The 25929-nt window shown below is 63.2% G+C and carries 22 protein-coding genes and 2 tRNA genes; 12 read left to right on the plus strand and 12 right to left on the minus strand.

Annotated elements, in window-relative coordinates; genetic code table 11:
* The first annotated feature begins 7 nt into the window (after positions 1-7).
* Together H8B03_RS11810 and H8B03_RS11815 are read left to right on the plus strand one after the other, a co-directional pair.
* The gene (locus H8B03_RS11810; protein ID WP_193142041.1) at positions 8-1654 is read left to right on the plus strand and encodes an iron ABC transporter permease; all 1647 of its coding nucleotides are present in this window, start codon (positions 8-10) and stop codon (positions 1652-1654) included.
* Between the two features lie 64 nt (positions 1655-1718).
* Positions 1719-1794: transfer RNA gene (locus H8B03_RS11815), tRNA-Thr, on the plus strand.
* Between the two features lie 378 nt (positions 1795-2172).
* Here the strand turns inward: H8B03_RS11815 and H8B03_RS11820 are convergent.
* On the minus strand, positions 2173-3297 hold the full coding sequence (locus tag H8B03_RS11820; protein ID WP_319022476.1) for a polysaccharide biosynthesis/export family protein: 1125 nt from the start codon (positions 3295-3297) through the stop codon (positions 2173-2175).
* A gap of 183 nt (positions 3298-3480) precedes the next feature.
* On the opposite strand from H8B03_RS11820, the gene H8B03_RS11825 reads away from it, so the two are divergent.
* The 5 genes from H8B03_RS11825 (at position 3481) to H8B03_RS11845 (ending at position 6706) form a co-directional block, all read left to right on the plus strand.
* The gene (locus tag H8B03_RS11825; protein ID WP_193142043.1) at positions 3481-4089 is read left to right on the plus strand and encodes a riboflavin synthase; all 609 of its coding nucleotides are present in this window, start codon (positions 3481-3483) and stop codon (positions 4087-4089) included.
* Positions 4090-4171: 82 nt separating this feature from the next.
* The gene (ribB, locus tag H8B03_RS11830) at positions 4172-5278 is read left to right on the plus strand and encodes a 3,4-dihydroxy-2-butanone-4-phosphate synthase (RefSeq protein ID WP_193142045.1); all 1107 of its coding nucleotides are present in this window, start codon (positions 4172-4174) and stop codon (positions 5276-5278) included.
* A gap of 4 nt (positions 5279-5282) precedes the next feature.
* Positions 5283-5786, plus strand: a complete 504-nt coding sequence (locus H8B03_RS11835; protein WP_193142047.1) for a 6,7-dimethyl-8-ribityllumazine synthase — start codon at positions 5283-5285, stop codon at positions 5784-5786.
* 11 nt (positions 5787-5797) lie between these two features.
* Entirely contained in the window at positions 5798-6283 is a 486-nt protein-coding gene (gene nusB / locus H8B03_RS11840; RefSeq protein WP_193142048.1) for a transcription antitermination factor NusB, read from the plus strand.
* A gap of 105 nt (positions 6284-6388) precedes the next feature.
* Positions 6389-6706: a hypothetical protein gene (locus H8B03_RS11845; protein ID WP_193142050.1), complete on the plus strand. Its 318-nt coding sequence runs from the start codon at positions 6389-6391 to the stop codon at positions 6704-6706.
* Between the two features lie 227 nt (positions 6707-6933).
* On the opposite strand, the gene H8B03_RS11850 is transcribed toward H8B03_RS11845, so the two are convergent.
* Positions 6934-7374, minus strand: a complete 441-nt coding sequence (locus tag H8B03_RS11850; protein ID WP_193142052.1) for an SRPBCC domain-containing protein — start codon at positions 7372-7374, stop codon at positions 6934-6936.
* Positions 7371-7691 carry a metalloregulator ArsR/SmtB family transcription factor gene (locus tag H8B03_RS11855; RefSeq protein WP_193142054.1) on the minus strand — a complete coding sequence of 107 codons (321 nt, stop codon included), beginning with the start codon at positions 7689-7691 and terminating at the stop codon, positions 7371-7373. The genes H8B03_RS11850 and H8B03_RS11855 overlap by 4 nt, the downstream gene beginning before the upstream one ends.
* A gap of 108 nt (positions 7692-7799) precedes the next feature.
* On the opposite strand from H8B03_RS11855, the gene H8B03_RS11860 reads away from it, so the two are divergent.
* A complete protein-coding gene (locus H8B03_RS11860; RefSeq protein ID WP_193142055.1) occupies positions 7800-8252 on the plus strand; it encodes an MmcB family DNA repair protein in 453 nt (150 codons plus the stop codon).
* On the opposite strand, the gene H8B03_RS11865 is transcribed toward H8B03_RS11860, so the two are convergent.
* Entirely contained in the window at positions 8249-8437 is a 189-nt protein-coding gene (locus H8B03_RS11865; protein ID WP_193142057.1) for a DUF6324 family protein, read from the minus strand. The two genes, H8B03_RS11860 and H8B03_RS11865, sit on opposite strands and share 4 nt — an antisense overlap.
* 136 nt (positions 8438-8573) lie before the next feature.
* Here H8B03_RS11865 and H8B03_RS11870 point away from each other — a divergent pair.
* Positions 8574-8650: transfer RNA gene (locus H8B03_RS11870), tRNA-His, on the plus strand.
* A gap of 82 nt (positions 8651-8732) precedes the next feature.
* Positions 8733-10883, plus strand: a complete 2151-nt coding sequence (locus tag H8B03_RS11875; RefSeq protein ID WP_193142060.1) for a malate synthase G — start codon at positions 8733-8735, stop codon at positions 10881-10883.
* 55 nt (positions 10884-10938) lie between these two features.
* Here H8B03_RS11875 and H8B03_RS11880 read toward each other — a convergent pair whose 3' ends face one another.
* Together H8B03_RS11880 and H8B03_RS11885 are read right to left on the minus strand one after the other, a co-directional pair.
* Positions 10939-12762 carry a M3 family oligoendopeptidase gene (locus tag H8B03_RS11880; RefSeq protein WP_193142062.1) on the minus strand — a complete coding sequence of 608 codons (1824 nt, stop codon included), beginning with the start codon at positions 12760-12762 and terminating at the stop codon, positions 10939-10941.
* 198 nt (positions 12763-12960) lie between these two features.
* Positions 12961-13845 carry an NAD(P)-dependent oxidoreductase gene (locus tag H8B03_RS11885; RefSeq protein ID WP_193142064.1) on the minus strand — a complete coding sequence of 295 codons (885 nt, stop codon included), beginning with the start codon at positions 13843-13845 and terminating at the stop codon, positions 12961-12963.
* 189 nt (positions 13846-14034) lie between these two features.
* On the opposite strand from H8B03_RS11885, the gene H8B03_RS11890 reads away from it, so the two are divergent.
* Positions 14035-15861 carry an autotransporter assembly complex family protein gene (locus tag H8B03_RS11890; protein ID WP_193142066.1) on the plus strand — a complete coding sequence of 609 codons (1827 nt, stop codon included), beginning with the start codon at positions 14035-14037 and terminating at the stop codon, positions 15859-15861.
* Complete coding sequence (locus tag H8B03_RS11895; protein ID WP_193142074.1) at positions 15861-19925, plus strand: translocation/assembly module TamB domain-containing protein; 4065 nt, start codon at positions 15861-15863, stop codon at positions 19923-19925. Before H8B03_RS11890 ends, H8B03_RS11895 begins: the two co-directional genes overlap by 1 nt.
* Before the next feature lie 87 nt (positions 19926-20012).
* Here H8B03_RS11895 and phoB read toward each other — a convergent pair whose 3' ends face one another.
* From phoB to H8B03_RS11925, 6 genes are all read right to left on the minus strand, one after another.
* A complete protein-coding gene (gene phoB / locus H8B03_RS11900) occupies positions 20013-20684 on the minus strand; it encodes a phosphate regulon transcriptional regulator PhoB (RefSeq protein WP_193142324.1) in 672 nt (223 codons plus the stop codon).
* A 21-nt stretch (positions 20685-20705) separates the two neighbouring features.
* Positions 20706-21422, minus strand: a complete 717-nt coding sequence (gene phoU / locus H8B03_RS11905) for a phosphate signaling complex protein PhoU (protein WP_193142076.1) — start codon at positions 21420-21422, stop codon at positions 20706-20708.
* Between the two features lie 11 nt (positions 21423-21433).
* Positions 21434-22231, minus strand: coding sequence for a phosphate ABC transporter ATP-binding protein PstB (gene pstB, locus H8B03_RS11910; RefSeq protein WP_193142078.1), 798 nt, complete (start codon positions 22229-22231; stop codon positions 21434-21436).
* Between the two features lie 15 nt (positions 22232-22246).
* Entirely contained in the window at positions 22247-23599 is a 1353-nt protein-coding gene (gene pstA / locus H8B03_RS11915) for a phosphate ABC transporter permease PstA (protein ID WP_193142080.1), read from the minus strand.
* Positions 23596-24801 (minus strand): phosphate ABC transporter permease subunit PstC, encoded by a 1206-nt coding sequence (gene pstC, locus H8B03_RS11920; RefSeq protein WP_193142082.1) that lies wholly within the window; start codon positions 24799-24801, stop codon positions 23596-23598. The genes pstA and pstC overlap by 4 nt, the downstream gene beginning before the upstream one ends.
* Before the next feature lie 83 nt (positions 24802-24884).
* Positions 24885-25925: a substrate-binding domain-containing protein gene (locus tag H8B03_RS11925; protein ID WP_193142084.1), complete on the minus strand. Its 1041-nt coding sequence runs from the start codon at positions 25923-25925 to the stop codon at positions 24885-24887.
* Between the last annotated feature and the right edge of the window lie 4 nt (positions 25926-25929).

Raw genomic sequence — 25929 nt, forward strand, 5'->3', positions numbered from 1 at the left:
CTGACGGATGGCGCAGGCACTGGGGATGAAAATCCGCCGCGCGGGCATCGATGTGTGGTCGGTGGGCGCATTGGTGGTGGCGGCTGTGGTGGCCGCCCCGCTGATTGCCGTGGGCTGGCTGGCGCTGACCCCCGGCAATGGCATCTGGATGCACCTGTGGTCCACCACCCTGCCGCGCTACCTGTCCAACACGCTGTTCCTGATGATCGCCGTCGGCCTGACCACGGCCGTCACCGGCACGGTCACCGCGTGGCTGATCACCATGTACCGCTTTCCCGGCGCCCGCTGGCTGGAGTGGCTGCTTCTTTTGCCGCTGGCGATCCCGGCCTATATCGGCGCCTATGCACTGACCGATCTTCTGGAATACGCAGGCCCGGTGCAGACCGGCCTGCGGTCGCTGTTCGGCTGGAGCAGTTCGCGCGACTATTGGTTCCCCGAGGTTCGGTCGCGCGGCGCTGCGGTGCTGGTTCTGGGGGCGGCCCTGTACCCCTATGTCTATCTTCTGGCCCGCGCCGCCTTCCGCGAACAATCGGTCTGCGCTTTCGACGTGGCGCGCACGCTGGGGGCCGGCCCGGTGCGCCGGTTCTTCCGCATCGGTCTGCCGCTGGCCCGTCCGGCGATCGCCGCTGGCACCGCCATCGCCATGATGGAGACCGTCAGCGACTTCGGCGTGGTCGAATATTTCGCGGTTCAGACCCTGACCACAGGCATCTTCACGACATGGCTGGAGGCCGGAAATCCCGGCGGCGCCGCCCAGATCGCCATTGTCATCCTGACCCTGGTGTTTTTCCTGGTCGGGCTAGAGAAGTCCAGCCGCCGCCGCAGCCGGTTCTTCCGTTTGTCGCGCCAGCAACGCCCGCTGCAAAAACAATCCCTGACCGGTCTGCGCGCCTGGATTGCCACCGTCGTCTGCGCCGCACCGGTGCTGGGTGGTTTTGGCCTGCCCATCAGCGTCATCGGCCTTCTGGCGCTGCGCAACGCGGCCGAGTGGAAAGATCCGGCACTTTTGCAGGCCCTGGGCAACACGCTGCTGGTGGGCGGTAGTGCGGCCATCCTGACTGTCTCGGCGGCCTTGTTCATGGTGTACGGCGTGCGCCTGTCCGGAAATCGCTTGCCGCGCACGGTGCTGCCGGTCACCACCCTGGGTTATGCCGCACCCGGCGCTGTGCTGGGCTTGGGCATCCTGATGCCGCTTGCTGCTGTCGATCATCGCCTTGCGGACCTGATCACAAGGGTCACTGGCCATGATCCGGGCCTGTTGCTGACAGGGTCCGCCTTCGCGGTGGTGCTGGCCTATGCAGTTCGCTTCTTTGCCATCGCGCAGGGGGCGGCGGACAGCGCCCTTGGGCGGGTGTCGCCCAGCCTGCCCATGGCGGCCCGCTCTCTGGGGCGTACGGCGGGCGGCACGCTGAGGCATGTCCATCTGCCGATCATCTCGGGTTCCATCGGCACCGCGCTGCTTCTTGTCTTCGTCGACTCGGTCAAGGAACTGCCGGCGACCCTGCTGCTGCGCCCCTTCAACTTCGACACGCTGGCCACGCGCGTCTACGGTCAGGCCTCGCTGGAGCGCATCGGCGACGCCGCCCCGCCGGCCATGCTGGTGATCGGCGTTGGCCTGGCCGCGGTGCTGGTTCTGGCACGGTCAAACAAGTAGGCGCCGTAGGTGCAATTTTTCCTTGCCACGCCAAGGGAAACTCGGTACCCACCGCGCGCACGGAGCCGGTCTAGCTCAGCTGGTAGAGCATCTGATTTGTAATCAGGTGGTCGGGGGTTCGAGTCCCTCGACCGGCACCATTTCACCCTCCCATATCAGCCAAAGACCCCCACGAATCCCCATTTTGAATAGGGCTTCGTCTTTCATGATGTGCGGCTGCGTCCGATCTTATCCGATGACATACCCCGGATTGGGGGGGACGTTCGGGGTGCGCGGGATTGCGCTGCGGCGCGCGCGCAATGCCGCTTGTCGATGGCAAAATTCGAAATCGTCCCAACAGGTTGAATTCCTATTGGGGGGCCGTCCTTGGTGACTTTCAGGTTCCGGTCAAGGCGCAGAACTTGGGACGGCCACATCCTGAACGCCTTGGCCTTTCTGGTCAAATGCCCCTTGGCAGCCGCGCATAATGCTGTGTCATTCCGTTCGGACAAATCGTCTGCACAGCCCCGGACGTCAGCCTAGTTCGCAATGGTCTGGACCGACGCCACAGTGGTCAGCGATCCGAACACCGCCGAGACGGCCTTGTTGAACTGGCTGATCGGCGCTTCGGTGACATAAATGGTGTCTTCATCGCGGATGGTGAAATTACGGGCTGCGAACAGGCCCTCGCCACTGGTCAGGTTGAAGATATAGGCCACCTGTTTGGCGCCTTGCAGGGCCTTCTGCCCGGTGACCCGGCGCGCCACGAACTCGGGTTCTTCGCGCAGGACGAAGATGCCCGTGGGATCGGCGGTCAGGGTGGACAGGCCACCCACCTGCGCCAGGGCCTCCATCGCCGACAGTTCCTGGCTTTCAAAGCGGATGCGGCTTTGGCGGCCGGTGGCACCGAGGGCGACGTAATAGCGCTCGTCGGCCTCCACCAGGATGCGATCCCCGGCGCGCAGGGCAATGTCATTGGCCGGGGTCTGGAACAGCGAGTTGAACCAGACGCGGCCCGACAGGTTGCCGCGCAGGACCGTGACCTGGGCGATCTCGGGTTCGATGGTCACACCACCGGCGCGTGCCAGCATCGACGACAGCCGCCGGGTTGGCCGTTCGATTGGGTAGACGCCCTGGGCCCCGACGTTGCCCGAGACCGAAACCGTTGCACCATCACCCGCGGCCCGGCTGATCAGGATCTGCGGATCGGGGGTCTGGGCACCCAGGATCTGGCTCAACTCGTCGCGCAGTTCCTCTGGGGTCTTGCCGGCGGCGGTGACGCGTCCGGCGTAGGGGACGAAGATCTTGCCTTCGCCATCCACCTGGATCTGGGTCAGCGGGGCAGGGGTGCCCGCGACTTCCAGCAGGCCCTCCTGCACGTTTTCCCAGATCATCATGCCCAGCGTATCGCCGGGCCGAATTTCATCGGGTTCCAGAACCGGCGCATTGCGGAAGGAGGCCGAGAATCCCAGCGGCGGCGTGTATTCCGCCGCCCGCGCGATGCCCCGGTTGACCACGACGATATAGGTGTCGCCGTCGCGCTGGACCGAGCTTTCAAAAACTTCGTCCTTGGTCGGCCCTGTCCGGGGGATGGCGCCGTCGCAGGCCATCAGCCCCGTCAGCGCCAGGACAGCTACCACATTTCGTACGAAGTTGCGCATCATACCCACGACCTGCCTCAAATCCACTGTCGCGACCCTGACAAGTTTTTTCCTGATTGGCCAGTTCCGCGCCGCGCCCTGCGCTGGAATGACCGGGAACTGTGGCGACATGGAAACGCATGTCTTGCACCGGCGGCGCGCCAGAAGTAGGTCGGCACGGGCAGGATCGCACAAGGGAGATCAGACATGTTCACCGGCATCATCACGGATATGGGCGAGGTCGTCTCGGTCGAACAGGCGGGCGATCTGACCGCGCGCATCGCGACCTCTTATGATCCCGACGGCATCGACATCGGCGCTTCGATCGCTTGCGACGGCGTTTGCCTGACGGCCACCGCCACCGGCCGCACCGACGACGGGCGTGGCTGGTTCCAGGTCGATATCTCGGCCGAGACCGTATCCAAGACCAACATCGGCGCCGGCGGCTGGGCCATCGGCAAGATCCTGAACCTTGAACGCGCGCTGAAGGTCGGCGACGAATTGGGCGGGCACATCGTGTCGGGCCATGTGGATGGCGTGGCCCGGATCGTGGCCATGGCGGACGAGGGCGACAGTACCCGCGTCACCCTGCGTGCGCCCGAGGCACTGGCCCGCTTCATCGCGCCCAAGGGATCGGTGGCACTGAACGGCACTTCGTTGACCGTGAACGAGGTTTCGGGCTGCGATTTCGGCATCAACTTCATCCCGCACACCAAGACCGTCACCACATGGGGCCGGGCACAGGTGGGCGATCCGGTCAACCTTGAGATCGACACATTGGCCCGTTACGTCGCCCGTCTGCAGGACTGGGCGTAACGCGGCGATCCCCCCTATCCCCGGCTCTGGCCAATCGCATGGCACTGGGGTAAGAGCACCGTCTACGGAAAACGGAGTGACCATGTCCGAGACCGAAACCCATTACCGGGACGCGATTTCTTCGGTGGAAGAGATCCTTGAAGACGCGCGCAACGGGCGCATGTTCATCCTTGTGGACCACGAAGATCGCGAAAACGAAGGCGATCTGGTGATCCCGGCGCAGATGGCAACGCCGGAAGCCATCAACTTCATGGCCACCTACGGGCGCGGGCTGATCTGCCTGACGCTGGCCGGCGAGCGTGTCGATGCGCTGGATCTGCCGCTGATGGCTTCGGACAATTCCTCGCGCCATGAAACCGCCTTCACGGTGTCCATCGAGGCGCGCGAAGGGGTGACCACGGGTATTTCGGCCCATGACCGGGCGCGCAGCGTGGCGGTGGCCATCGATTCCACCAAGACAGCTGCCGATATCGCGACGCCGGGTCATATCTTCCCGCTGCGGGCGCGTGACGGGGGCGTGCTGGTGCGAGCCGGCCATACCGAGGCCGCCGTGGACGTGGCCCGTCTGGCCGGTCTGAACCCCGCGGGCGTGATCTGCGAGATCATGAACGACGATGGCACCATGGCCCGTTTGCCCGACCTGGTGTCCTTTGCCCAGAAGCACAACCTGAAGATCGGCACGATCAGCGATCTGATCGCCTATCGCCGCCGCCACGACAATCTTGTCGCCGTCACCGAAGAGCGGACCGTCAGGTCGGAATTCGGCGGCGACTGGACCATGCGCATCTATGCCGACACCGCCCATGGCGACGAACACATCGTCCTGATCAAGGGCGACGTGTCGGGCGATGATCCGGTGCTGGTGCGGATGCACTCGCTGGATCCGATGCTGGATGTCGTGGGCATGGGTGAACCGGGTCGCGCCAGTGAGTTCGGCAAGGCCATGAACGTGATCGCCCAGGAGGGCCGAGGCGTTCTGGTTCTGCTGCGCGACACCACCATGAAATTGCACACCGAAGATGCGTCCTCGCCCCAGACCCTGCGTCAATACGGACTGGGCGCGCAAATCCTGTCGTCGCTGGGCCTGTCTCGGCTGATCCTGCTGACCAATTCGGCCAGGCCGAAGGTGGTTGGGCTGGACGCCTATGGCCTGAGCATCGAAGACACCCGTTCGATCCCGCTGGAGTAAGCCCATGGCCGGACAAGCCCATGAATCCCTGCCGACGCCTCGCTTCGAGGATGACACGCCCAAGCTGCTGATCGTGGTGGCGCCCTACTACCGCGAGATCGCCGATCAACTGGTCGCTGGCGCCCGCGCCGAGATCGAGGCCGCCGGGGGCAGCCATCAGACCATCGAGGTGCCCGGCGCGCTGGAAGTGCCAACCGCCATCCGCATTGCCTTCAATGCCGACAAGTTCGACGGGTTTGTCGCCCTTGGCTGCGTGATCCGGGGCGAAACCACCCATTACGACACGGTCTGCAACGACAGTTCCCGCGCCATCACACTGCTGGGCCTGCAAGGCGCCTGCATCGGCAATGGCATCCTGACCGTGGAGAACATGGACCAGGCGCAGGCTCGCGCCGAAGTGGCCGGCCAGAACAAAGGGGGCGGCGCGGCGGCTGCGGCGCTCCACCTGATCGCGCTGACCCGCGAGTTCGGCTCCTCCAACAAGAAAGTCGGGTTCCGCCCGGAATGATCTGAACGCACATGACCACTGACACGTCTCATAATCTGTCCGGCAACCAGCGGCGCAAATTGCGATCGGCAGCCCGGTTCTTTGCCGTTCAGGCGTTGTTCCAGATGGAAACCACCGGCCAGACCTCGGAATCCGTTACGGCGGAATTCACCCACTACCGTTTCGGCGAGGAATTCGAAGATTTCGACATGGCCGAAGCCGATGCCGGGTTGTTCCGCGCATTGGTGACGGATGCGGTGAACTGGCAGGCCAAGATCGACCAGATGACCGACCGGGCGCTGGTGGCGAAATGGCCCATCGCGCGCATTGACCCGACCCTGCGGGCATTGTTCCGCGCCGCCGGGGCCGAGCTGTTGGAGCATGACACGCCACCCAAGGTGGTCATCACCGAGTTCGTGATCGTGGCCGAAGCCTTCTTTCCCGAGACCAAGGAACCGAAGTTCGTCAACGCCGTGCTGGACCACATGGCGCGCGAGGCCAAACCCGAGGCGTTCTGAGGCCGCTGGCTGCTTTTCCGGGCGGTCCCGCGAAATTGAACGGGAAAGACTGGCAGACATATCGACTGCGCGCTATGTTTGGCGTGCCAGAGGAAGGAACATCCCATGCCGCATCTCGTCCGTCTCTACATCAAGCAGGTTGCCATCGGCTATGCGATCTCGGCCGCTTTCGTGACCATGCTGCTGTATTTCAACGTCGCGAACCTCTGGCATCTGGTCACCCATGTGAATGTCGGGTGGATCGCGGTTCTGATGCTGTGGGTGTTCAACGGGATCGTCTTCGCGGGTGTGCAATTCGCCCTGTCGCTGCCGCGCGGCCATGGCGAGGAAGCGGACAGTGGTGGCAAGCACGATGCCCTGCCGGTGCTTCTGGCCGAACCCGTGCCGATCGCGGTGACCCCGCATCAGCACCGCCAGCGCTGAGCAACTCCAGAGAGACAAACGAAAAAAGCGGTCCCGAAGGACCGCTTTCTTGCTTTGTGACGGGCCCGCGCGCAACCGTGGAGGCGTATATTCCCGAGAACCTGTATATACAGGTGGGCGTCAGGTAACGAAGCCAGGGCCTCGCCAGAGCCAACTCCCTCGGAATTGATTAAGGCCACCGGAATGTTGCCACAGACACGGGAAGGGCAGCACCCGCCTTTGAGTATCTAGGCCGCTGGCTGGGCTTCTGCAAGGGGCGTGTCGTCCGATAGCTGCCGAAGGTTCATCAGGAACCCGTGCCAGCCCTTGTCGAGCGCCAGCAAAAGGCCAAATCCATCCCCCGTATCGGGCAGGCCGGAATGGCTCAGGCTCAAACGGGTGCCGCCTGCGACGTCCTCAAGCCGCCATTCGACGGTGCTCATGGCGCCATTGGCGGGGCCAACGGTGAAGGACCAGCGCAGATAGTCGTGCGGGCGGGATTCCTCGACCGTGCCCCAGCACATCCGCTCGCCATCGGTCTGGCTCGACAGGGTATAGGCGGCGCCTGCCACCATGTCGGTGTCGGAGGGGTGAAACCATGTGCCAAGCTTCTTGGCGTCTGTGAGATAGGTCCAGACGGCCTGTTTGGGCGCGGACAGATAGATGGATTTCTCGATGGCAGCGGTCATGGGGCGTGTTCCTTTTCAATGGCGGTTTTCAGGGCGTCCAGACGGTCATCCCAGAAAGCGTCGAAATGGGCGAACCAATCAATGACGGGGGCAAATCCATGCCGGTTCAACGAGTTGATCCGCGTTCTTCCAGCGGTTTCAACCGTGATCAGATTGCCTTCCTGCAAGATCGTCAGGTGCTTTTTCACGGCCGCGCGGGTGATGTCGAAATTCTCGGCGACCTCGGCAATGGTCATGCCGCGTTGACTGAGCAGGCCGAGGATCTCGCGCCGGGTTGGATCGGACAGGGCCCGGAAACAGGGCTGGGCATTTTGCATGGCGCCTCCTTATGAAACCTTGCGGTATCACTTAATACGAAACCGAAAGGTATTACGTCAAGGGTTTTTTGCCTTGCCGGATGTTCCTGTAATGTTCATTCTGGTTGCATGGACATGCAGCCCGACACCCTGACCCCCGGCCAACTGCTGGCCCGCGGCACCTGCCGTCACCTGCGCCGGGCCCATGATTTCACTTGTGTCGAGGAAATGACCCTGAAAACCCGGCTGCGGGTCGATGTCATGGCGATAGGTCCGAAAGGCGAGATCTGGGTCGTCGAATGCAAATCCGGGCTGGCCGACTATCGCGCCGACAGCAAGTGGGAAGGGTATCTCGACTATTGCGACCGGTACTTCTGGGCCGTGGACAGCGATTTTCCGACCGAGATCCTGCCGGCGGAAACCGGGTTGATCATCGCCGATGGCTATGACGCCGAAATCCTGCGCATGGGGCCGGAAAGCAAACTGGCCGGCGCCCGCCGCAAGGCCCTGACTTTGCGCCTTGCGCGCACCGCCATGACCCGCCTGCACGGGTTTCGCGATGGCGACTTCGGGGGACGTTAGGAGGTCTGTGCCGCTGCCTGAGCCGCGGCTGCCAGGATTTCCTCGGCAATCTCACGCGCTTCATCGACTTCGAAATCCATCGGAATCTCGATGCCGTCGCTTTCCACAAAAATCCGAACCATCCCCTGATCGGTCGGTCCGATCTGCAGATTCGCGGCAATGTCGCGTTCGTTGTTGATGCCCATGGACGCCTCCTGATGCCCGTTCGCTACCTGCGTTTCCGGGGCGAGGCAAGGGGATGATGTTTTCCCCGCAAAATGCGAAAAACCGCGCGGCGCCCGCTTGCAATCGCCCAGACGCGGCGATAAACCCTCGCAACGTGCCGCCTTAGCTCAGTTGGTTAGAGCGCTGGATTGTGGATCCAGAGGTCCCCTGTTCAAGCCAGGGAGGCGGTACCATCCCCCTATATCCATCACTTCCCGGTTGCCGTCGCCGCAGCAAACGCTATCCCTGTGGTAAAGCAAGCTCAAGGACATGCCCATGACGACCGGTTCCCAATCTACCCCGCGCTATCTTGACCGAGGCCACCTGAAAGTCGATCCGACCCTGACTGCCTTCCTGGAAGAGCAGGCCTTGCCGGGAACGGGTATCAGCGCCGAAGCATTCTGGTCGGGGTTTGCGGATCTGGTGGCGGAATTCGGGCCGCAGATCCGCAGCGCATTGGCGCATCGCGCGGTGGTTCAGGAAAAGCTGGACGCCTGGCATCGCGATCATCGCGGCACGGCGCATGATGCGGAAGCCTATCGTACTTTCCTGACCGAGATCGGGTATATCGAGCCCGAAGGCCCGGATTTTACCATCGGCACCGAGAACACCGATCCCGAAATCGCCGCGATCGCAGGTCCGCAACTGGTGGTTCCGGTGACCAATGCCCGTTTTGTGCTGAACGCGGCCAACGCGCGATGGGGCTCGCTTTACGACGCGCTCTACGGCACCGACGCCATGGGCGATCTGCCGAAGGGCGGCGGTTTCGACGCGGCGCGCGGCAAGAAGGTGATTGCCTGGTCCAAGGCCTTTCTGGATGACGCCGTTCCGCTGGCCCAAGGCAGCCACAGCGACTGTGACGGTTATTTCGTGAAAGATGGCCAGTTGCAGCCGGCCCTGGCAGATCCGGCGCGTTTCGTGGGCTATCAGGGATCGGCCGAGAACCCGACCTCTATCTTGTTGCTGAGCAATGGCTTGCACATCATTCTGGATGTAAATCGCGACCATTCGGTCGGCCAGCTGGACAGTGCGGGCATCAGCGACCTGCGGCTTGAATCCGCCATGTCTGCCATCATCGACTGTGAAGATTCCGTGGCCGTCGTCGATGGCCCGGACAAGGCGCAGGCCTATGGCAATTGGCTGGGGTTGATGAACGGTGCGCTGACCGCCAGTTTTTCCAAGGGCGGCAAGGAGGTCACCCGCAGTCTGTCCGATGACCTGAGCTTTATCTCGCCGGACGGGTCCGAGGTGGCGCTGAAGGGCAGGGCGCTGCTGCTGGTGCGCAACGTGGGTCACCTGATGACCACCCCTGCGGTATTGGATGCCGAGGGGCAGGAAGTGTCCGAAGGGCTCATGGATGCGCTGATCACCGTTCTGATCGCGATGCATGACCTGAACGGCGCGCGCCGCAACTCTGCTGCCGGTTCGGTCTATGTGGTCAAACCCAAGATGCACGGTTCTGCCGAAGTGGCGCTGACCGATGCCATGTTCACCGCCGTCGAAAAAATCCTCGGCCTGCCGCAATATACCGTGAAAATCGGCATCATGGATGAGGAACGCCGCACCAGCGTCAACCTCAAGGAATGCATCCGCGCCGCCCGCAACCGGGTCGCTTTCATCAACACCGGGTTCCTCGATCGCACCGGCGACGAGATCCACAGCGGCATGGAGGCCGGGCCGTTCCTGCGCAAGGCCGAGATGAAAACCGCGCCGTGGCTGCAGCACTATGAAGCGCGCAACGTCGAGATCGGTCTGGCCTGCGGTTTGCGCGGCAAAGCGCAGATCGGCAAGGGCATGTGGGCCATGCCCGACATGATGGCTGACATGCTGGAGGCCAAGATTGGCCATCCGAAAGCGGGTGCCAACTGCGCCTGGGTGCCATCGCCCACCGCCGCCACGCTGCATGCCACCCATTACCACAGGGTGAATGTCGCGGCCGTTCAGGATGAGATCGCCAAGCGCCCGCCGCAAGGCACCCTTGACGGCCTGCTGACCGTGCCCATCCGCGATGGTCAGAACTGGTCCGAGGCCGACATCATCGCCGAGGTGGAAAACAACTGTCAGGGCATCCTTGGCTATGTGGTGCGCTGGGTTGATCAGGGGGTCGGCTGCTCGAAGGTGCCCGACATCCACGACGTGGGCCTGATGGAAGATCGCGCCACCTGCCGGATCTCCAGCCAGGCGCTGACAAACTGGCTGCACCACGGCATTGTCACCCGCGCACAGGTCGAGACGGCCCTGCGGAAAATGGCCAATGTGGTGGATCAGCAAAACGCGGGCGACCCGGCCTATCTGCCGATGGCGCCCGCTTTTGATGGCCCGGCGTTCCAGGCCGCTGCGGCGCTGATCTTTGAAGGCACAAGCCAGCCCTCGGGCTATACCGAACCCTTGCTGCACAAGTTCCGGGCGGTGAGGAAAGCCCTGTAAGGCTTTCTTCCGATTGTAAATATCTCTGCCAAGGGCAGGGTGGATGATGGAGGCGCTACGCCTCCATCGCTTCCAACTCGTCGATCAGGTCCGAGATCATCTGCAGCCCCTTGTCCCAGAAGGCAGGATCCGTGGCATCCAGACCGAAGGGCGCCAGCAATTCGGTGTGATGCTTCGATCCGCCCGCCTTGAGCATGTCGAAATACTTGTCCTGGAAGCCCTCGGCACCGCTGGCATAGACCGCATACAGCGCATTCACCAACCCATCGCCGAACGCATAGGCGTAGACGTAGAACGGTGAATGCACGAAGTGCGGGACATAGGCCCAGAAGGTCTCGTAGCCCTCCATGAAATTGAACGCTTCACCAAGGCTTTCCGCCTGAACGCTCATCCACAGCGCGTTGATGTCGTCAGGCGTCAATTCGCCCTCGCGCCGGGCTGCGTGCAGCTTGCACTCGAAGTCATAGAAGGCGATCTGCCGGACCACCGTATTGATCATGTCCTCGACCTTGCCGGCCAGCAGAACCTTCTTCTGTTCGGGGCTGTCGGCTTCGTCCAGCAGCTTGCGGAAGGTCAGCATCTCGCCGAACACCGAGGCGGTTTCGGCCAGTGTCAGCGGTGTCGAGGACAGCAATTCACCCTGATCGGCAGCCAGAACCTGATGCACGCCATGGCCCAGTTCATGCGCCAGTGTCATGACATCGCGCGGTTTTCCCAGGTAGTTCAGCATCACGTAGGGATGCACATTGGTAACGGTGGGATGGGCGAAGGCACCGGGGGCCTTGCCCGGTTTTACCTCGGCATCGATCCAGCCCTTCGCAAAGAACGGTTCGGCAATCTCGGCCATGCGCGGATCGAAAGCGGCATAGGCTTCGGTCACGGTGGCTTTCGCGGTGTCCCAGTCCACCAAGGTGGGGTCTTCCATGGGCAGCGGCGCGTTGCGGTCCCAGACCTCCAGCACGTCCAGACCCAGCCACTTGCGCTTCAACTCGTAATAGCGATGCGACAGTTTGGGGTAGGCGGCCACGACCGCATTTCGCAGGGCCTCGACAACCTCGGGTTCCACATGGTTGGCCAGATGCCGGCCGGTCTGCGGCGTCGGCATCTTGCGCCAGCGATCCTCGATTTCCTTTTCCTTGGCCAAAGTGTTGTGAACACGCGCAAAAATCTTGACGTTCTCGCCAAACACCCGCGCCAGTTCCCGCGCCGCGGCCTCGCGTTTGGCGCGATCCTGTTCGGTCAGAAAGTTCAGCGTGGCCTCAAGGTTCAGCGTCTCGCCATCGATGACAAAGTCCAGATCCGCGATGGTTTCGTCGAACAGCCGGTTCCACGCCGCCGCACCCACGGCACTTTGATCGTGCAGGAATTTCTCCAACTCGTCCGACAACTGGTACGGCTTCATGGCGCGCACCCGGTCGAAGATCGGCTTGTAGCGGGCCAGATCCTCGTTCTCGTCAAACATCGCCGCCAGCTTGTCGTCATCCAGCCGGTTCAGTTCCAGCGTGTAGAACACCAGTTGCGTCGTCATCGTGGTGATGCGGTCCTGCATGTCGGCCATGAACTTGGCGCGGTCGGCATCCACGGTGTTCTGGTAATAGCGCAGCCCGGCATAGGACATGACCCGGCCAGCAACTTGGCTGATCTGCTCGTCACGCTTCACGCAGGCCAGCATGCCGTCGGCGTCCAGTGTGTCGAGCTTGCCGTCATAGTCGGCCGCGAATTCCGCGCAGGCGGTCTCCAGCCATTCCAGATCCTCGCTCAACGCGTCGCAATCGGGCGACTCGTAGAGATCCCGAAGGTCCCATTCCGGAAGCTGTCCAAGCGGCGAAGCCCCTTGATCGGCGTGCGCATCGAATTGGCGAGTGGGAAGTGTCGGCATTGGATCCTCGAAGATTGTGTCGATCCTACATATGAGCGGCGGCGGCCGGATCACAAGGTCATCTGCGTGCAGGCGCAAGTCCGGGACACCTAAAACAATTACATAACTCAGGTTATAGATATAGGGCCTGGGGTCTTGGGGGCCGACGATGGCGCCCTGCGAGACCCGTTTCCGTATCCCGCACAGCCGTGATGGCTGTCAGATGTCCTGGCCCTTCAGAACGCGCAACCGCTGGATCAGGCTCGACGTGTCCCAGCGACCGCCGCCCAGCGATTGCACATCGCCGTAGAACTGGTCCACCAGCGCCGCAACCGGCAGGCTGACGCCCATGTCCTTGGCCTGTGCCAAAGCAATCCCTAGATCCTTGCGCATCCAGTCCACCGCGAAGCCGAAGTCGAACGCTCCGTCGACCATGGTGTCCGCGCGGTTGGCCAACTGCCACGAGCCACCGGCGCCTTGCGCCACCAGCTTGGCGACTTTCTTGGCATCCAGACCGGCCTCGCTCGCCATGAACAGCCCCTCCGAGATGCCCTGGACGATCCCGGCGATGCAGACCTGGTTGACCATCTTTGTCAGTTGACCGGCGCCGACCTCGCCAAACAGTTCGGTGGCTTTCGCGTAGGCCGACATCACGGCCTGCGCGCGGTCGAAATCCGATTGGCTGCCGCCGCACATGATCGCCAGTTGGCCGCCTTCGGCACCAGCCTGGCCACCCGACACCGGCGCGTCGACAAAGCCGATGCCCTTGTCCGCGCCAACGGCTGCCAGTTCGCGGGCGACGGCGGCCGACGCCGTGGTGTGATCCACGAACAGGCTGCCTTCGCGCATCCCCGCATAGGCGCCGTCGTCGCCCAGAACCACCGATCTGAGATCGTCGTCGTTGCCCACGCAACAGAACACGATTTCGGCTTCCGCGGCGGCAGCCCGGGGTGTGTCGGCAGCGGTGCCTCCGTACTGCTCTGCCCAGGCTGCGGCCTTGGCGGCGGTGCGGTTATAGACGGTGACCTGATGGCCTGCTTGCTGAAGATGTCCGGCCATGGGAAACCCCATGACTCCAAGACCTAGAAACGCGACGCGTGACATGCTGGTTCTCCTTGCCTGACTGATCCCTGACATCGCGCCAGCCCATGGAAAGGTCAAAATGTTTTTTCCGGGTGAGACCGGGATACATCTTTTTCAAGGGAAATCGTACGGGGTCCAAGTCGGCGGTTTACAGCCCTACGAATCCACTTCACTAACGGGGGAATACCGCCTGTTGACCAAGGAATTGTCATGCGCCGACTTGTTGTGAACACCTTGACAATGGCCATTGTGGCCGTCCCTGCCCTTGCGTTCGACAGTGTCACGGTGACCGTCAGCGGAATTGCCGACGAGGACAAGCGCGAGGCCATCGAAGAGCGGCTCAAGTCGGTGGCATTGACCTCGCAGGCGCTGGAACAGGAAGAAAGCGACGCCGCGGTGATTTTCGGCAGCGCGCGGTCGGATTACTCCCGCATGGTCAGTGTCATGTACGGCGAAGGCTACTTTGGGCCTTCGGTGTCGGTGAAGATCGACGGACGCGAAGCGGCGGATATCGATCCTTTCACGCTGCCCCAGTCCATCGATAATGTGACCATCGCGGTCGAGGCCGGTCCGCAGTTCACCTTCGGCAAGACCAAGGTCGGACCCCGCCCTTCCACCGCAACCGCCAATCCGATCGTCGAGGGCTTTGTGCCGGGGGCTGTCGCTCAGGCCGATCTGGTGGTGTCTGCCGCCCGGGCCGGGGTTCAGGAATGGAAGGTGGATGGCCACGCCAAGGCCACCGTCAAGGATCAGACGATCATCGCCAATCACCCCAAGCGCCAGTTGAATGCCGAGGTCGTTCTGGCCCCCGGCCCGCTTCTTCACTTCGGCACGCTGAGCATCACCGGCGAACGGAACGTCAGCAACAAGCGCGTGCGCCAGATCATGGGCTTTCCAGAGGGCGAAGTTTACAACCCGGACGAATTGCGCGACGCGGTCAACCGTGTCCGCCGCACCGGCACCTTCAGCACGGTGTCGGTCCGCGAGGCCGAAACGCCCAATCCCGATGGCACGCTGGACTACCAGATGACGCTGATCGAGGAAAAACCACGCAGGTTCGGGCTGTTGGCCGAATACGATACACTTGATGGGTTCACGGTCGGCGGCTACTGGATCCACCGCAATCTGTTCGGCGGGGCCGAACGTCTGCGGATCGATGCCGAGGCGGCCAATATCGGCAGTGACAAGCTCAGCGACGCGGGGGGGATCGACTACACCGCGTCGTTCCGCCTGACACGGCCCGGCTCTTTCGGTCACGACAACGACGCCTTCGCCTTTGCGACCTATGAAGACACCAACGATCCGGATTACTCCGAAAAAGCCTTCAGCTTCGGCGTCGGTGTCACGCGTTATTTCAACGAAGATCTCTTTGGCCAGGTTGCCGGCGGTCTGCGCTATTCGCATTCGGTGGATGTGTTCGGGGATCGCGAATTCTACCACGCGATCCTGCCCGCGCGCCTTGAATGGGACAAACGCGATGATCCCGGCGATGCGACAAGGGGCTTCTATCTGGATACGCTGGCCACACCGTACCTGGGCCTGAGTGACAGCCAAAGCGGCATGGTCGCTTCGCTTGACGCGCGCACCTACCATGGCTTCGGAGAATCCAATTCGTTCGTCATGGCCGGGCGGCTGTTGCTAGGCACGGTCGTTGGCTCGGACCTGGATCAGACGCCGCCGGATTTCCTGTTCTTCTCGGGCGGCGCCGATACGGTGCGCGGTCAGAAATACAAAAGCCTCGGGGTCGATGTGGGCGCCAGCGAACAATCGGGTGGCCGCAGCTTCGTGGGTCTCTCGGCCGAGGCGCGCGTCAAGGTCACCGCGTCCATCGGCGTTGTGGGCTTCATCGACTATGGCTTTGTCGGACCGGACAGCTACCCCACCGACGCCGGGGACAGCCAGTCGGGTGTGGGCATCGGCGTGCGCTATGCCACGCCGATCGGTCCGTTGCGGGTCGATCTGGCCACGCCCTATACTGGTCAGGTGAAGGAATTCTCTTCGGTCGCTCTTTATATCGGCGTGGGACAGGCATTCTGATGACAACTCGGCGCATACTTCCCCCGATCATTCTGGCAGCCGTAGCGTCCACCGCGCCCATGGCGCTGGCACAGGACGACGGCACCAACGACGATGCCAGCTTTCTGGAAAACCTGATCCAGAACGCGCTTGGCGGCGAAGGCCGCACGGTGCAGGTGCGCGGGCTTGAGGGGCTGCTCAGTTCCGAAGCCCGCATCGGCCTGATCGAGATGTCCGACGATGACGGCGTGTTCCTGACCGTGCGCGACATCGTGCTGGACTGGCGCCGCCTGGCGCTGGTGCGGCGGCGGCTTGAAGTCAACGCGCTGACCATCGGCACCGTCGATTTCGTGCGTCCGCCCCTGCCTGGCCCCGAACAGCCGCCCGAACTGGCCGCCGATCCCGATGCCCAGCCCGAGCCGTTCGCTCTGCCCGAGCTGCCGGTGTCGGTCGATGTGAAACAACTGTCGGTCGGCGGTGTGCGCATCGGCGAGCCGGTGCTGGGCCAGCAGGTCGATCTGTCGGTCACCGGCAATGCCCGGTTGCAGGAAGGCGAAGGCGCGCTTGAACTGGCGATCTTCCGGATCGACGGGCAAGAGGCCTCGATCCGCGTCGCCGGCGGTTTCGAGAACGAATCCCGGCGTCTCTATGTCGATCTCGACGTGTCCGAGGCTGACGACGGTCTGATCACCACGCTGGCCGGTATTCCCGGCACGCCGCCGTTGGAACTGACGCTGAAGGGCGATGCCCCGATCAGCGACTTTCAGGCGGTACTGGAATTGCGCACCGATGACATCGTGCGCCTGGCCGGCGACATCGGTCTGCGCGAAGTTGCAGGCGACAGCCCCACGCCCGACCGGCTGATCACGGCGGATGTGGGCGGTGATGTCGCCGACTTGTTCCTGCCCGAATATCGCGACTTCTTTGGCGATGAGATCACGCTGAAACTCTCCGCCCGTCAGGGCGAAGCCGTCGGGCTGGATATCGAGGATCTGGACCTGAACACGCGCGGCCTGCGCCTGACCGGCGAGGTTGACCTGTCGCCCGAATACCTGCCGGTGACCGCCGATCTGAAGGCCAATCTGGGCACCGAGATCGGCCTGCCGGTGGTGCTGCCCCTGCCCGGCCCGCCGGTTCTGGTCGACAACGCCGATCTTGAGATCACCTATGACGAGGCCGCTGGCGATACCTTTTCGCTGGATCTGGTCGGCACTGGCTTCATGCAGGCGCAGGGCTATCTGCTGGATCGCGTGGCGCTGCAGGCCGCGGGCCAGTTGACGAAATCCGCGCCGACCACAGTGGACGAGGTGCAGGCGCGGGTTGACGCGGAAGTGTCGGGGTTCTCGACCACCGATCATGCGCTGTGGCAGGCGACGGGCGATGACTTCACCCTCGGCGCGCTGATCGACTGGGATATCGACGGGCTTCTGACGCTGCGCGACTTCCTTGTCTCCGCCGGCGACATCACCGCGCAGGGTCAGGCCGATGTGGCCGGTCTGTCGGAAAGCCGCCCGCAAATTTCGGCACAGCTCGACGCCGCGGTCGGCGATCTGGACCGGTTCTCGGCCCTTGTGGGCGAGGATCTGTCCGGCGCCATCGACACCGGGCTGACGGCCGAGTTCAACACCGTGACCGGCGAAGGCACTGTCACGCTGGACGGCCAGACCCGCGATATCGTTGTGGGCACCTATGACAGCAACGACCTGCTGGCCGGACTGGTGGATCTGAAGGTGGAGGCCGCGCGCGGTGCCGACGGCATCTCGCTGGACAACCTGTCGATCAGCGGCGAGCGTCTGGATCTGGCCGGCACCGCCCATATCGCACCGGATTTCTGGCCGCAGCATGTGAAATTGACCGGCCGGGTCGGCTCGGGCAACGGCGTTCCGGTGGACCTGCCGGTGCCGGGGCAGGAAATCTCGCTGGGCCGGGCCGATCTGGATGTCAGCTATGACGCGGACACCGGTGACCAGTATGCCGTGACCCTCGCGGTCGAGGACTTCGCCCAGGCCGGTGTCATGGAATTGCAGGATCTGTCCCTGACCGCCGATGGCGCCCTGTCGCGCGACGGCAGCACGGTGACCGGCGCGACCTCGGATCTGGTGGCGGCCCTGAAGGGGGTCAGCGCGCAGGATCCCGAAATCTCGAAAGTTCTGGCCGACGGCGCGGATCTGAAAGCCAAGGTCGACTGGGTCGCCGACGGCGGCCTGCTGAACCTGTCGGGCTTCGCGTTGCGCTCGGGCGAGGTCAATGCCACGGCCGAGGTCAAGGTCACCGATCTGGCCGGCGAGGCGATGACGGTGGACAGCACCTTCGATCTGGTCTCGGGCCCGCTCAGCCGCTTCGCGGCCCTGTCGGGGCAGGACCTGACCGGCAGCGTCTCTGCACGCGGCACCGCGGCCTATGCGCTGGACACCGGGTTCTTCAACGTCGACGCCAATGCGCGCGCGCAGAACCTGGGCATCGGACAGCCGCAGGTCGACCAACTGGTTGCCGGTGAAACCACCCTGATTGCCCGCGCCCGCCGCGACGAGGACGGGCTGGTACTGGACACGGTCAAGCTGGACGCGGCGCAACTGAACCTGAATGCCGACGGCAACATGGTGAACGATATCACCACCATCAACCTGACCGCCGGATTGAAGGACGTGGGTGTTCTGACGCCCAGCTTCAACGGTCCGCTCAACATCGTGGCCACCGCAACCGGGGCTGGCGGCGGCTGGGGCGTGGACGGCAAGATGGATGGTCCGGGCGGATCGACCGCGACGGTCACGGGCGATGTGATCCGCGCCGATGGCACCATGGATCTGGAAGCCGTGGGTGCGATCCCGCTGGGGCTGGCCAACGTGTTCCTGCTGCCGCGCACCATCGACGGGCTGGCCCGCTTTGACCTGAAGGTCCAAGGCCAACCCGGACTGGATGCGGTCAACGGGACCGTCACGGTGGCCGGCGCACGTCTGACCGATCCGGCCACGCGCCTGACGCTGAACGACATTGCCGTCCAGCTTGGTCTGGCCAACAGCACCGCCAATCTGGATGTGGGCACCAACCTGTCGTCGGGGGGCCGCATCACGGTGACCGGGCCCATCGGGCTGGGCGATGGCCTGCCCGCCGAGATCACCGCGCGGCTCAGCCAGATCCATCTGGAAGATCCGACGCTGTATGATCTCAACCTGAACGGCGAGATCGACGTCAACGGTCCGCTGGCCGGGGGCGCGGCGATCAGCGGCGTGATCAATGTCGGGCGCAGTGTGCTGCGCATTCCCGGCGGTCTGAGCGGCGCCGGGTCGATCCCGGACATCCAGCACGTCGGCGAAGGCGCCAAGTCGCTGCAAACCCGCATCCGGGCCGGTCTGGTCGAGGAAGAGGACGACGGCAACGGCGGCGGTGGCGTCGCCTACCCGCTCGATATCCGCATCTCGGCGCCGAACCAGATCTTCGTGCGCGGGCGGGGCATCGATGCCGAAGTGGGCGGAGAGATTCAGATCGGCGGCACCACTGCGTCGGTCGAACCCAACGGCAGCCTGAAACTGATCCGCGGGCGCATGTCGCTTCTGGCCCAGCAACTGGATTTTGAAGCGGTCGATATCTCGCTGCAAGGCGATCTCGACCCAGACATCCGCATGATCGCAACTTCGGACAACGGCGACATCAACGCCAAGATCCAGATCGTGGGGCCGGCTTCGGATCCCGAACTGTCCTTCACCTCCGAGCCGGAACTGCCCGAGGACGAGGTGCTGGCGCAACTGTTCTTCGGCAAGCCGGTGCAGGACCTGACACCGCTGGAACTGGCCCAGCTGATCGGTGCCATCAATACGCTGACAGGTGGCAGCGGCGGCGTCTTTGGCCGCATTCGCGATGGCATCGGGGTCGATGATCTGAACGTGTCGACGGACGAAGAAGGCAGGACCGAGGTGACGGCGGGCAAGTACCTTACCGACAAGATCTACACCGACGTCACCGTAGGCTCCGATGGCAATACCGAGCTGGAGTTGAACTATGAAATCAACGACAAGCTGACGGCCCGCGGCGGCTTTGACCGCAAGGGCAACACCGCCCTGGGATTCCGCTTCGAGCTTGACTACTAAGGTCACCCCCTTCGGGGGTATCCCATCAAAAAGCCCTCCGGCGCGTTGTGCGCCGGAGGGCTTTTTCCTGTCGCGGTGTGGGGCGTCTCAGCCCAAGGCGTAGCCCGCGCCGCGCACCGTGCGCACCGGATCGCCGCCGCCGAACTGGCACAGCGCCTTACGCAGGCGGCCGATGTGTACATCCACCGTGCGGGTGTCGACATAGATATCCCGCCCCCAGACACGATCCAGAAGCTGTTCGCGGCTCCAGACCCGGCCAGGTTTTTCCATGAAGGTGGATAGCAGGCGAAATTCGGTCGGTCCCAGCTTCAGCGGATGGCCATCGCGAAACACCTTGTGGCTTTCCGCGTCCAGCGTGATGTCCTCGAACTCCAGCACCTCGCCCACGGTCGCGGGCCGGGTGCGCCGCAGTTGCGAACGGACGCGCGCCATCAACTCGATCACCGAATAGGGTTTGACCACATAGTCATCGGCCCCGGTTTCCAGACCGCGCACGCGATCCACCTCTTCGGACCGCGCCGACAGCATGATGATCGGCACGCCTCGGGTTTCGGGCCGGGTCTTGAGCTGGCGGCAGACCTCGATGCCCGAGACATTGGGCAGCATCCAGTCCAGCACGATCAGATCCGGCGCCTGCTCTTTCACCAGCATCAGCGCCTCTTCCCCGTTCTCGGCCCGTGCCACGGCATAGCCTTCGGATTCGAGATTGTAGGCGAGGATTTCCCGCTGCGCCGGTTCGTCCTCGACGATCAGCACCATGGGTTTGACAGAGGCAACCACCTATCCCTCCGTCGGCGTAGTGATAAAGGCGGTGTGATCGGCCTTGGGGCGCACCTCTGTCGGCACTTCGCCGGACACAAGATAGATGACCTGATCGGCGATCGAGGTCACATGGTCACCCATGCGTTCGATGTTCTTGGCGATGAAATGCAGATGCATGCAGCCGGTGATGTGGCGCGGATCTTCCATCATGTAAGTCAGGAACTGGCGGAACATGGCATTGTACATCTGATCCACGTCGCCGTCGCGCACGCGCACGTCCTGCGCCAGATCCACATCACGATGGATATAGCTGTCCAGCGCATCCTTCAGCATCAGTTCCACCGCCTGTGCCATGCGCCGCAGGTCCGAGGTCGCGCCCTCGATCGGCGTCATCTGCGCCAGCACCGAGGTCCGCTTGGCGATGTTCTTGGCATAGTCGCCCATGCGTTCCAGATTGCCGCTGATCTTCATCACGGTCAGCACCGTGCGCAGATCGCCCGCCGCCGGGGCGCGCAGGGCGATCAGCCGGGCCGCTTCGGTGTTGATGCGCTGTTCCAACTCGTCAATCTGCAGGTCCTGCCGGCGCACCGCGGCGGCCAGCTCCTCGTCGCGATTTTCCAGCGAGGTGGCGGCGTCCAGGATGGCGGTTTCCACCAGTCCGCCCATTTTCATGATATGGGCCTGAACGGCTTCGAGTTCCCGGTCATAGACCGAGCTGATATGTTCTTCGATCACGACAGTTGTCCTTATCCGATACGGCCGGTGATGTAACTTTCGGTGCGCGGGTCTTTCGGGTTGGTGAAAATGTCCCCTGTCTTGCCGAATTCCACAAGTTCGCCCAAGTGGAAAAACGCGGTGCGCTGGCTGACACGCGCGGCCTGCTGCATCGAGTGGGTAACGATGATCACCGAGAAATTGGTGCGCAACTCTTCGATCAGTTCCTCCACCTGTGCGGTGGCAATCGGGTCCAGCGCCGAACAGGGTTCGTCCATCAACAGAACCTCGGGCTCGGTCGCCACGGCGCGCGCGATGCACAGGCGCTGCTGCTGGCCGCCCGACAGGCCGGTGCCCGGCGCATGCAGACGATCCTTGACCTCGTCCCAGATGGCGCCTCGTCGCAGGGATCTCTCGACCACCATGTCCAGATCGGCCTTGCTGTCCACCAGGCCGTGGATGCGCGGGCCATAGGCGATGTTGTCATAGATCGACTTGGGGAACGGGTTGGGTTTCTGAAACACCATGCCGACCTTGGCGCGCAGTTGCACCGGGTCGACCTTGCGGTCGTAGATGTTCTCGCCATCCAGCGACAGCTTGCCCTCGACCCGGCAGATGTCGATGGTGTCGTTCATCCGGTTCAGGCAGCGCAGGAAGGTGGATTTGCCACAGCCCGACGGGCCGATGAAGGCAGTGACCGTGTTGGATTCGATTCGCACGTTCACATCCTTGATCGCGTGATTGTCGCCGTAATAGACCTGCACGTTCTCGCAGTCGAACTTGATCGCTTGCGTGTCCACGTCGCGCTCCACAATTCTCATGTCGTTCATTTGTCGGTACTCCAATTACCAGCGGCGTTCAAACCGGCGGCGCAGGATGATGGCCAAAGTGTTCATGAGCACGAGGAACACCAGCAGCACGATGATGGCGCCAGACGCGCGTTCAAAGAAGGCGGGGTCGGACCTTTGGGTCCAGTTGTACACCTGGACCGGCAGGGCCGTGGCGGGATCGAACAGACCTTCGGGCGGGGCCGCGGGATATTCGCGCACGAAAGCCACCATGCCGATCAGCAGCAGCGGCGCGGTTTCGCCCAGGGCCTGCGCCAGCCCGATGATGGCGCCGGTCAGGATGCCCGGCATCGCCAGCGGCAGGATGTGGTGAAACACCGTCTGCATTTTCGAGGCACCCAGGCCAAGGGCGGCATCGGCAATCGACGGCGGCACCGATTTCAGCGCGGCGCGGGTCGAGATGATGATCGTCGGCAGGGTCATCAGTGTCAGCACCAACCCGCCCACGATGGGCGCCGATTGCGGCAGATGCGCGAAGTTGATGAAGATCGCCAGCCCGAGGATGCCGAAGACGATGGACGGCACGGCAGCCAGGTTCGAGATGTTGACCTCGATGATGTCGGTCAGCCAGTTCTGTGGCGCGAATTCTTCAAGATAGATCGACGACGCCACGCCGATGGGCAAGGCCAGGCACAGCACCACCATCATCATGTAGAGCGAGCCGAGGATCGCAACGCCCAGCCCCGCCGCTTCGGGCCGCTGGTCCGAGGCATCCGGCGCGGTCAGGAAGGCCCAGTTGAAGCGGGTTTCCATCATGCCTTCGGCCACCATGGCGTCGGCCAGATCCAGCTGCTGAACCGAAATGTTGTTGTCCATTTCGGCAGATTCGTGGGTGACGCGGCCCTTGAAATAGCCGTCGATGCGGCCATTGGCGAGAAACTCGAAGCTTTGGGTGGTGCCGATCAGCTCGGGGTTGGCGCGCACGAAGCGCAGAAGCTGTCCCGGCGCCTCTTTCGAGATCATCGCGCCGACCATCTTGTCGGTCAGCCCTTCAATGTCGCTTCCCAGTTCGGTGGCGACGGTCTGGGTGGCCTGCTTGATCAGCGGTGCCACGGCAAAGGTGGTCAATTTGGCCATATCTGCCGGATCGCGGTTGCCGTTCTTGTCCAGCTTGTCGGCGCGCAATTCCACATCCATGACCACATAGGTCTGGCGGAAGGCCGGCATCCCCTGGCTGAGGATCGAACTTAGCAGCACGATCAGCGCCATCAGCCCCAGAAGCACGGCGCTGAGACCGTAGAAGCGAAAGCGTTTCTCGGCGGCATTGCGGCGGCGGGTGCGGGCGCTGACCTCATACAGCGAGGTCGTCTTGCGCGCCGGAGATGCGGGCGCTGCGGTCACATCGGTCATTCGTACTGTTCCCGATAGGTGCGGACGATAATGAGCGCGAGCACGTTCAGCCCGAGCGTGATGACGAAAAGCGTGATCCCCAGGGCAAAGGCCACCAGCGTTTCGGGCGAAGCGAAATCGGTATCCCCGGTCAACTGGCTGACGATCTTTACGGTGACCGTGGTCATGGCCTCGAACGGGTTCAGCGACAGCCGGGCGGCGGCCCCTGCCCCCATCACCACGATCATGGTCTCTCCGATGGCGCGCGAGGCTGCCAGCAGGATCGCCCCGACGATGCCCGGCAGGGCCGCCGGAATCACCACCTTCTTGATGGTTTCCGACTTGGTGGCGCCCAGCCCGAACGAGCCGTCGCGCATCGCCTGCGGCACCGCGTTGATGATGTCGTCGGACAGCGATGATACGAAGGGGATCAACATGATGCCCATGACAAGCCCGGCGGTGGCCACCGACGAGGCGCTTTCGCCCAGTCCCATCGGGATCGCGAAAACATCGCGCAGGATCGGGCCGACGGTGATCAGGGCAAACAGTCCGTAGACGATGGTCGGGATGCCGGCCAGAACCTCCAGCAGCGGCTTGGCCACGGCGCGCAGTTTCGGTCCGGCGTATTCCGCCAGGTAGATGGCCGCGAACAAGCCCACGGGTACTGCCACCATCAGCGCGATGAACGAGACATAGAGCGTGCCCCAGAGCAGCGGCAGCATCCCCAGATCGCTGTCACCGCGAAAATTCGGGGCCCAGTTGGTACCGAAGAAGAACCGTGTCCAGGGGTACTGACCAAAGAAATTGCGGGCCTCGAACAGCATCGACAACACCAGGCCGATGGTGGTCAGGATGGCGATGGAAGAAGCCAGGATCAGGATGACGCGGATCATCTTTTCGACCCCGTCGCGGGCGCGGTAGCCGCGCTCGATCCGGGCATGGGTCACATAGAAGGCAGCGCAGGCGCCGGCCAGGGTCAGCACCGACAGCGCGATGTTGTTGCCATCCGCGACGCCCATCAGCGCGCGGCCCAGGGCGGCGACGACCATGACGAACAGCCCGGCCAGAAAGGTCGCAAGCCCGACGTTCCAGCCATGATAGGGCAGCAGCGAATGCATCACCCGGTTGCTGCCACCCGAGACGGAAACCGCCTTTCGGTGACCCATGATGTATCCCAGCACCGACAGGGTGACGAGGATCAGAAAAAGCCAGGTTCCGGGCATTCATTCCACCAAAACTGTCAGGATCAACAAGGGGAGCGGCGCTGGCGCGAACCGATCCCCCCGGTGTTCGGGTTTGCGTCCGGTTACGAGCCGGTTGCGATGGTCTCTTCCGCAGCGATGGCGGTCTGGGTGTCGGCCAGGTCCGGATCGGACACCAGACCGTATTCCGCCAGCGGGCCATCGGGGCCGGCCACGTCGTCCATCAGGAAGAATTCGGCATATTCCTTCAGGCCGGGGATCGTGCCGATGTGCTGTTTCTTCACGTAGAAATACAGCGGGCGCGACACCGGGTAGTCGCCCGAGGCGATGGATTCGGTCGAGGGGACGACGCCGGACATGGTGGCAACCTGCAGCTTGGCGGTGTTGTTCTCGTAGAACGACAGGCCGAACACGCCGATGCCTTCGGGGTTCGAATCGATGCGCGCCAGCGTCTCGGTGTAGTCGCCGTCGATATCGACCGACACGCCGTCGGTGCGGATCGCGATGCAGGATTTCTCGGCGGCTTTCTTGTCGCCGCCGGCGGCCGCCTTGAACGCCTCGAAGTCGCCGGTTTCCTCGCAGCCCGCCAGGATCACCTTGTCTTCAAAGACTTCGCGGGTCCCGTGCTTGGTGCCGGGAATGAAGGCCGCGATCTTCTGGGCCGGCAGATCCGGGTTCACCTCGTTCCACATGGTGTAGGGGTTGGCGACGACCGCGCCGTCAACCACGATCTCGGCAGACAGCGCCTTGTACCAGTCAACCGGGGTGAACGCGAAGGCATTGCCGTCGATGGCCGAGGCAAAGACAATGCCGTCATAGCCGAAACGGATTTCCATGATCTCGGTCACACCGGCATCGGCGCAGGCCTTGACTTCGTTTTCACGGATCTTGCGCGACGAATTGGCGATGTCGATTGTGTTGTCGCCGATGCCTTCGCAGAATTTCTTCAGACCGGCCGAGGAGCCGCCCGATTCCACGACCGGGGTCGGGAAGTCGAAGTTTTCACCAAAGGCCTCCGCCACGATCGAGGCATAGGGCAGAACGGTGGACGACCCGGCAACCTGGATCTGGTCACGGGCGGCTGCGGCGGTGGCGGAAACGGCAGCGATCGCCAGCGCCGAGGCGGTCAGTTTCACGAAGGTCATGGAT

Origin of the sequence: Meridianimarinicoccus sp. MJW13 (assembly GCF_014901205.1) — a bacterium.
GTDB lineage: Bacteria > Pseudomonadota > Alphaproteobacteria > Rhodobacterales > Rhodobacteraceae > Meridianimarinicoccus.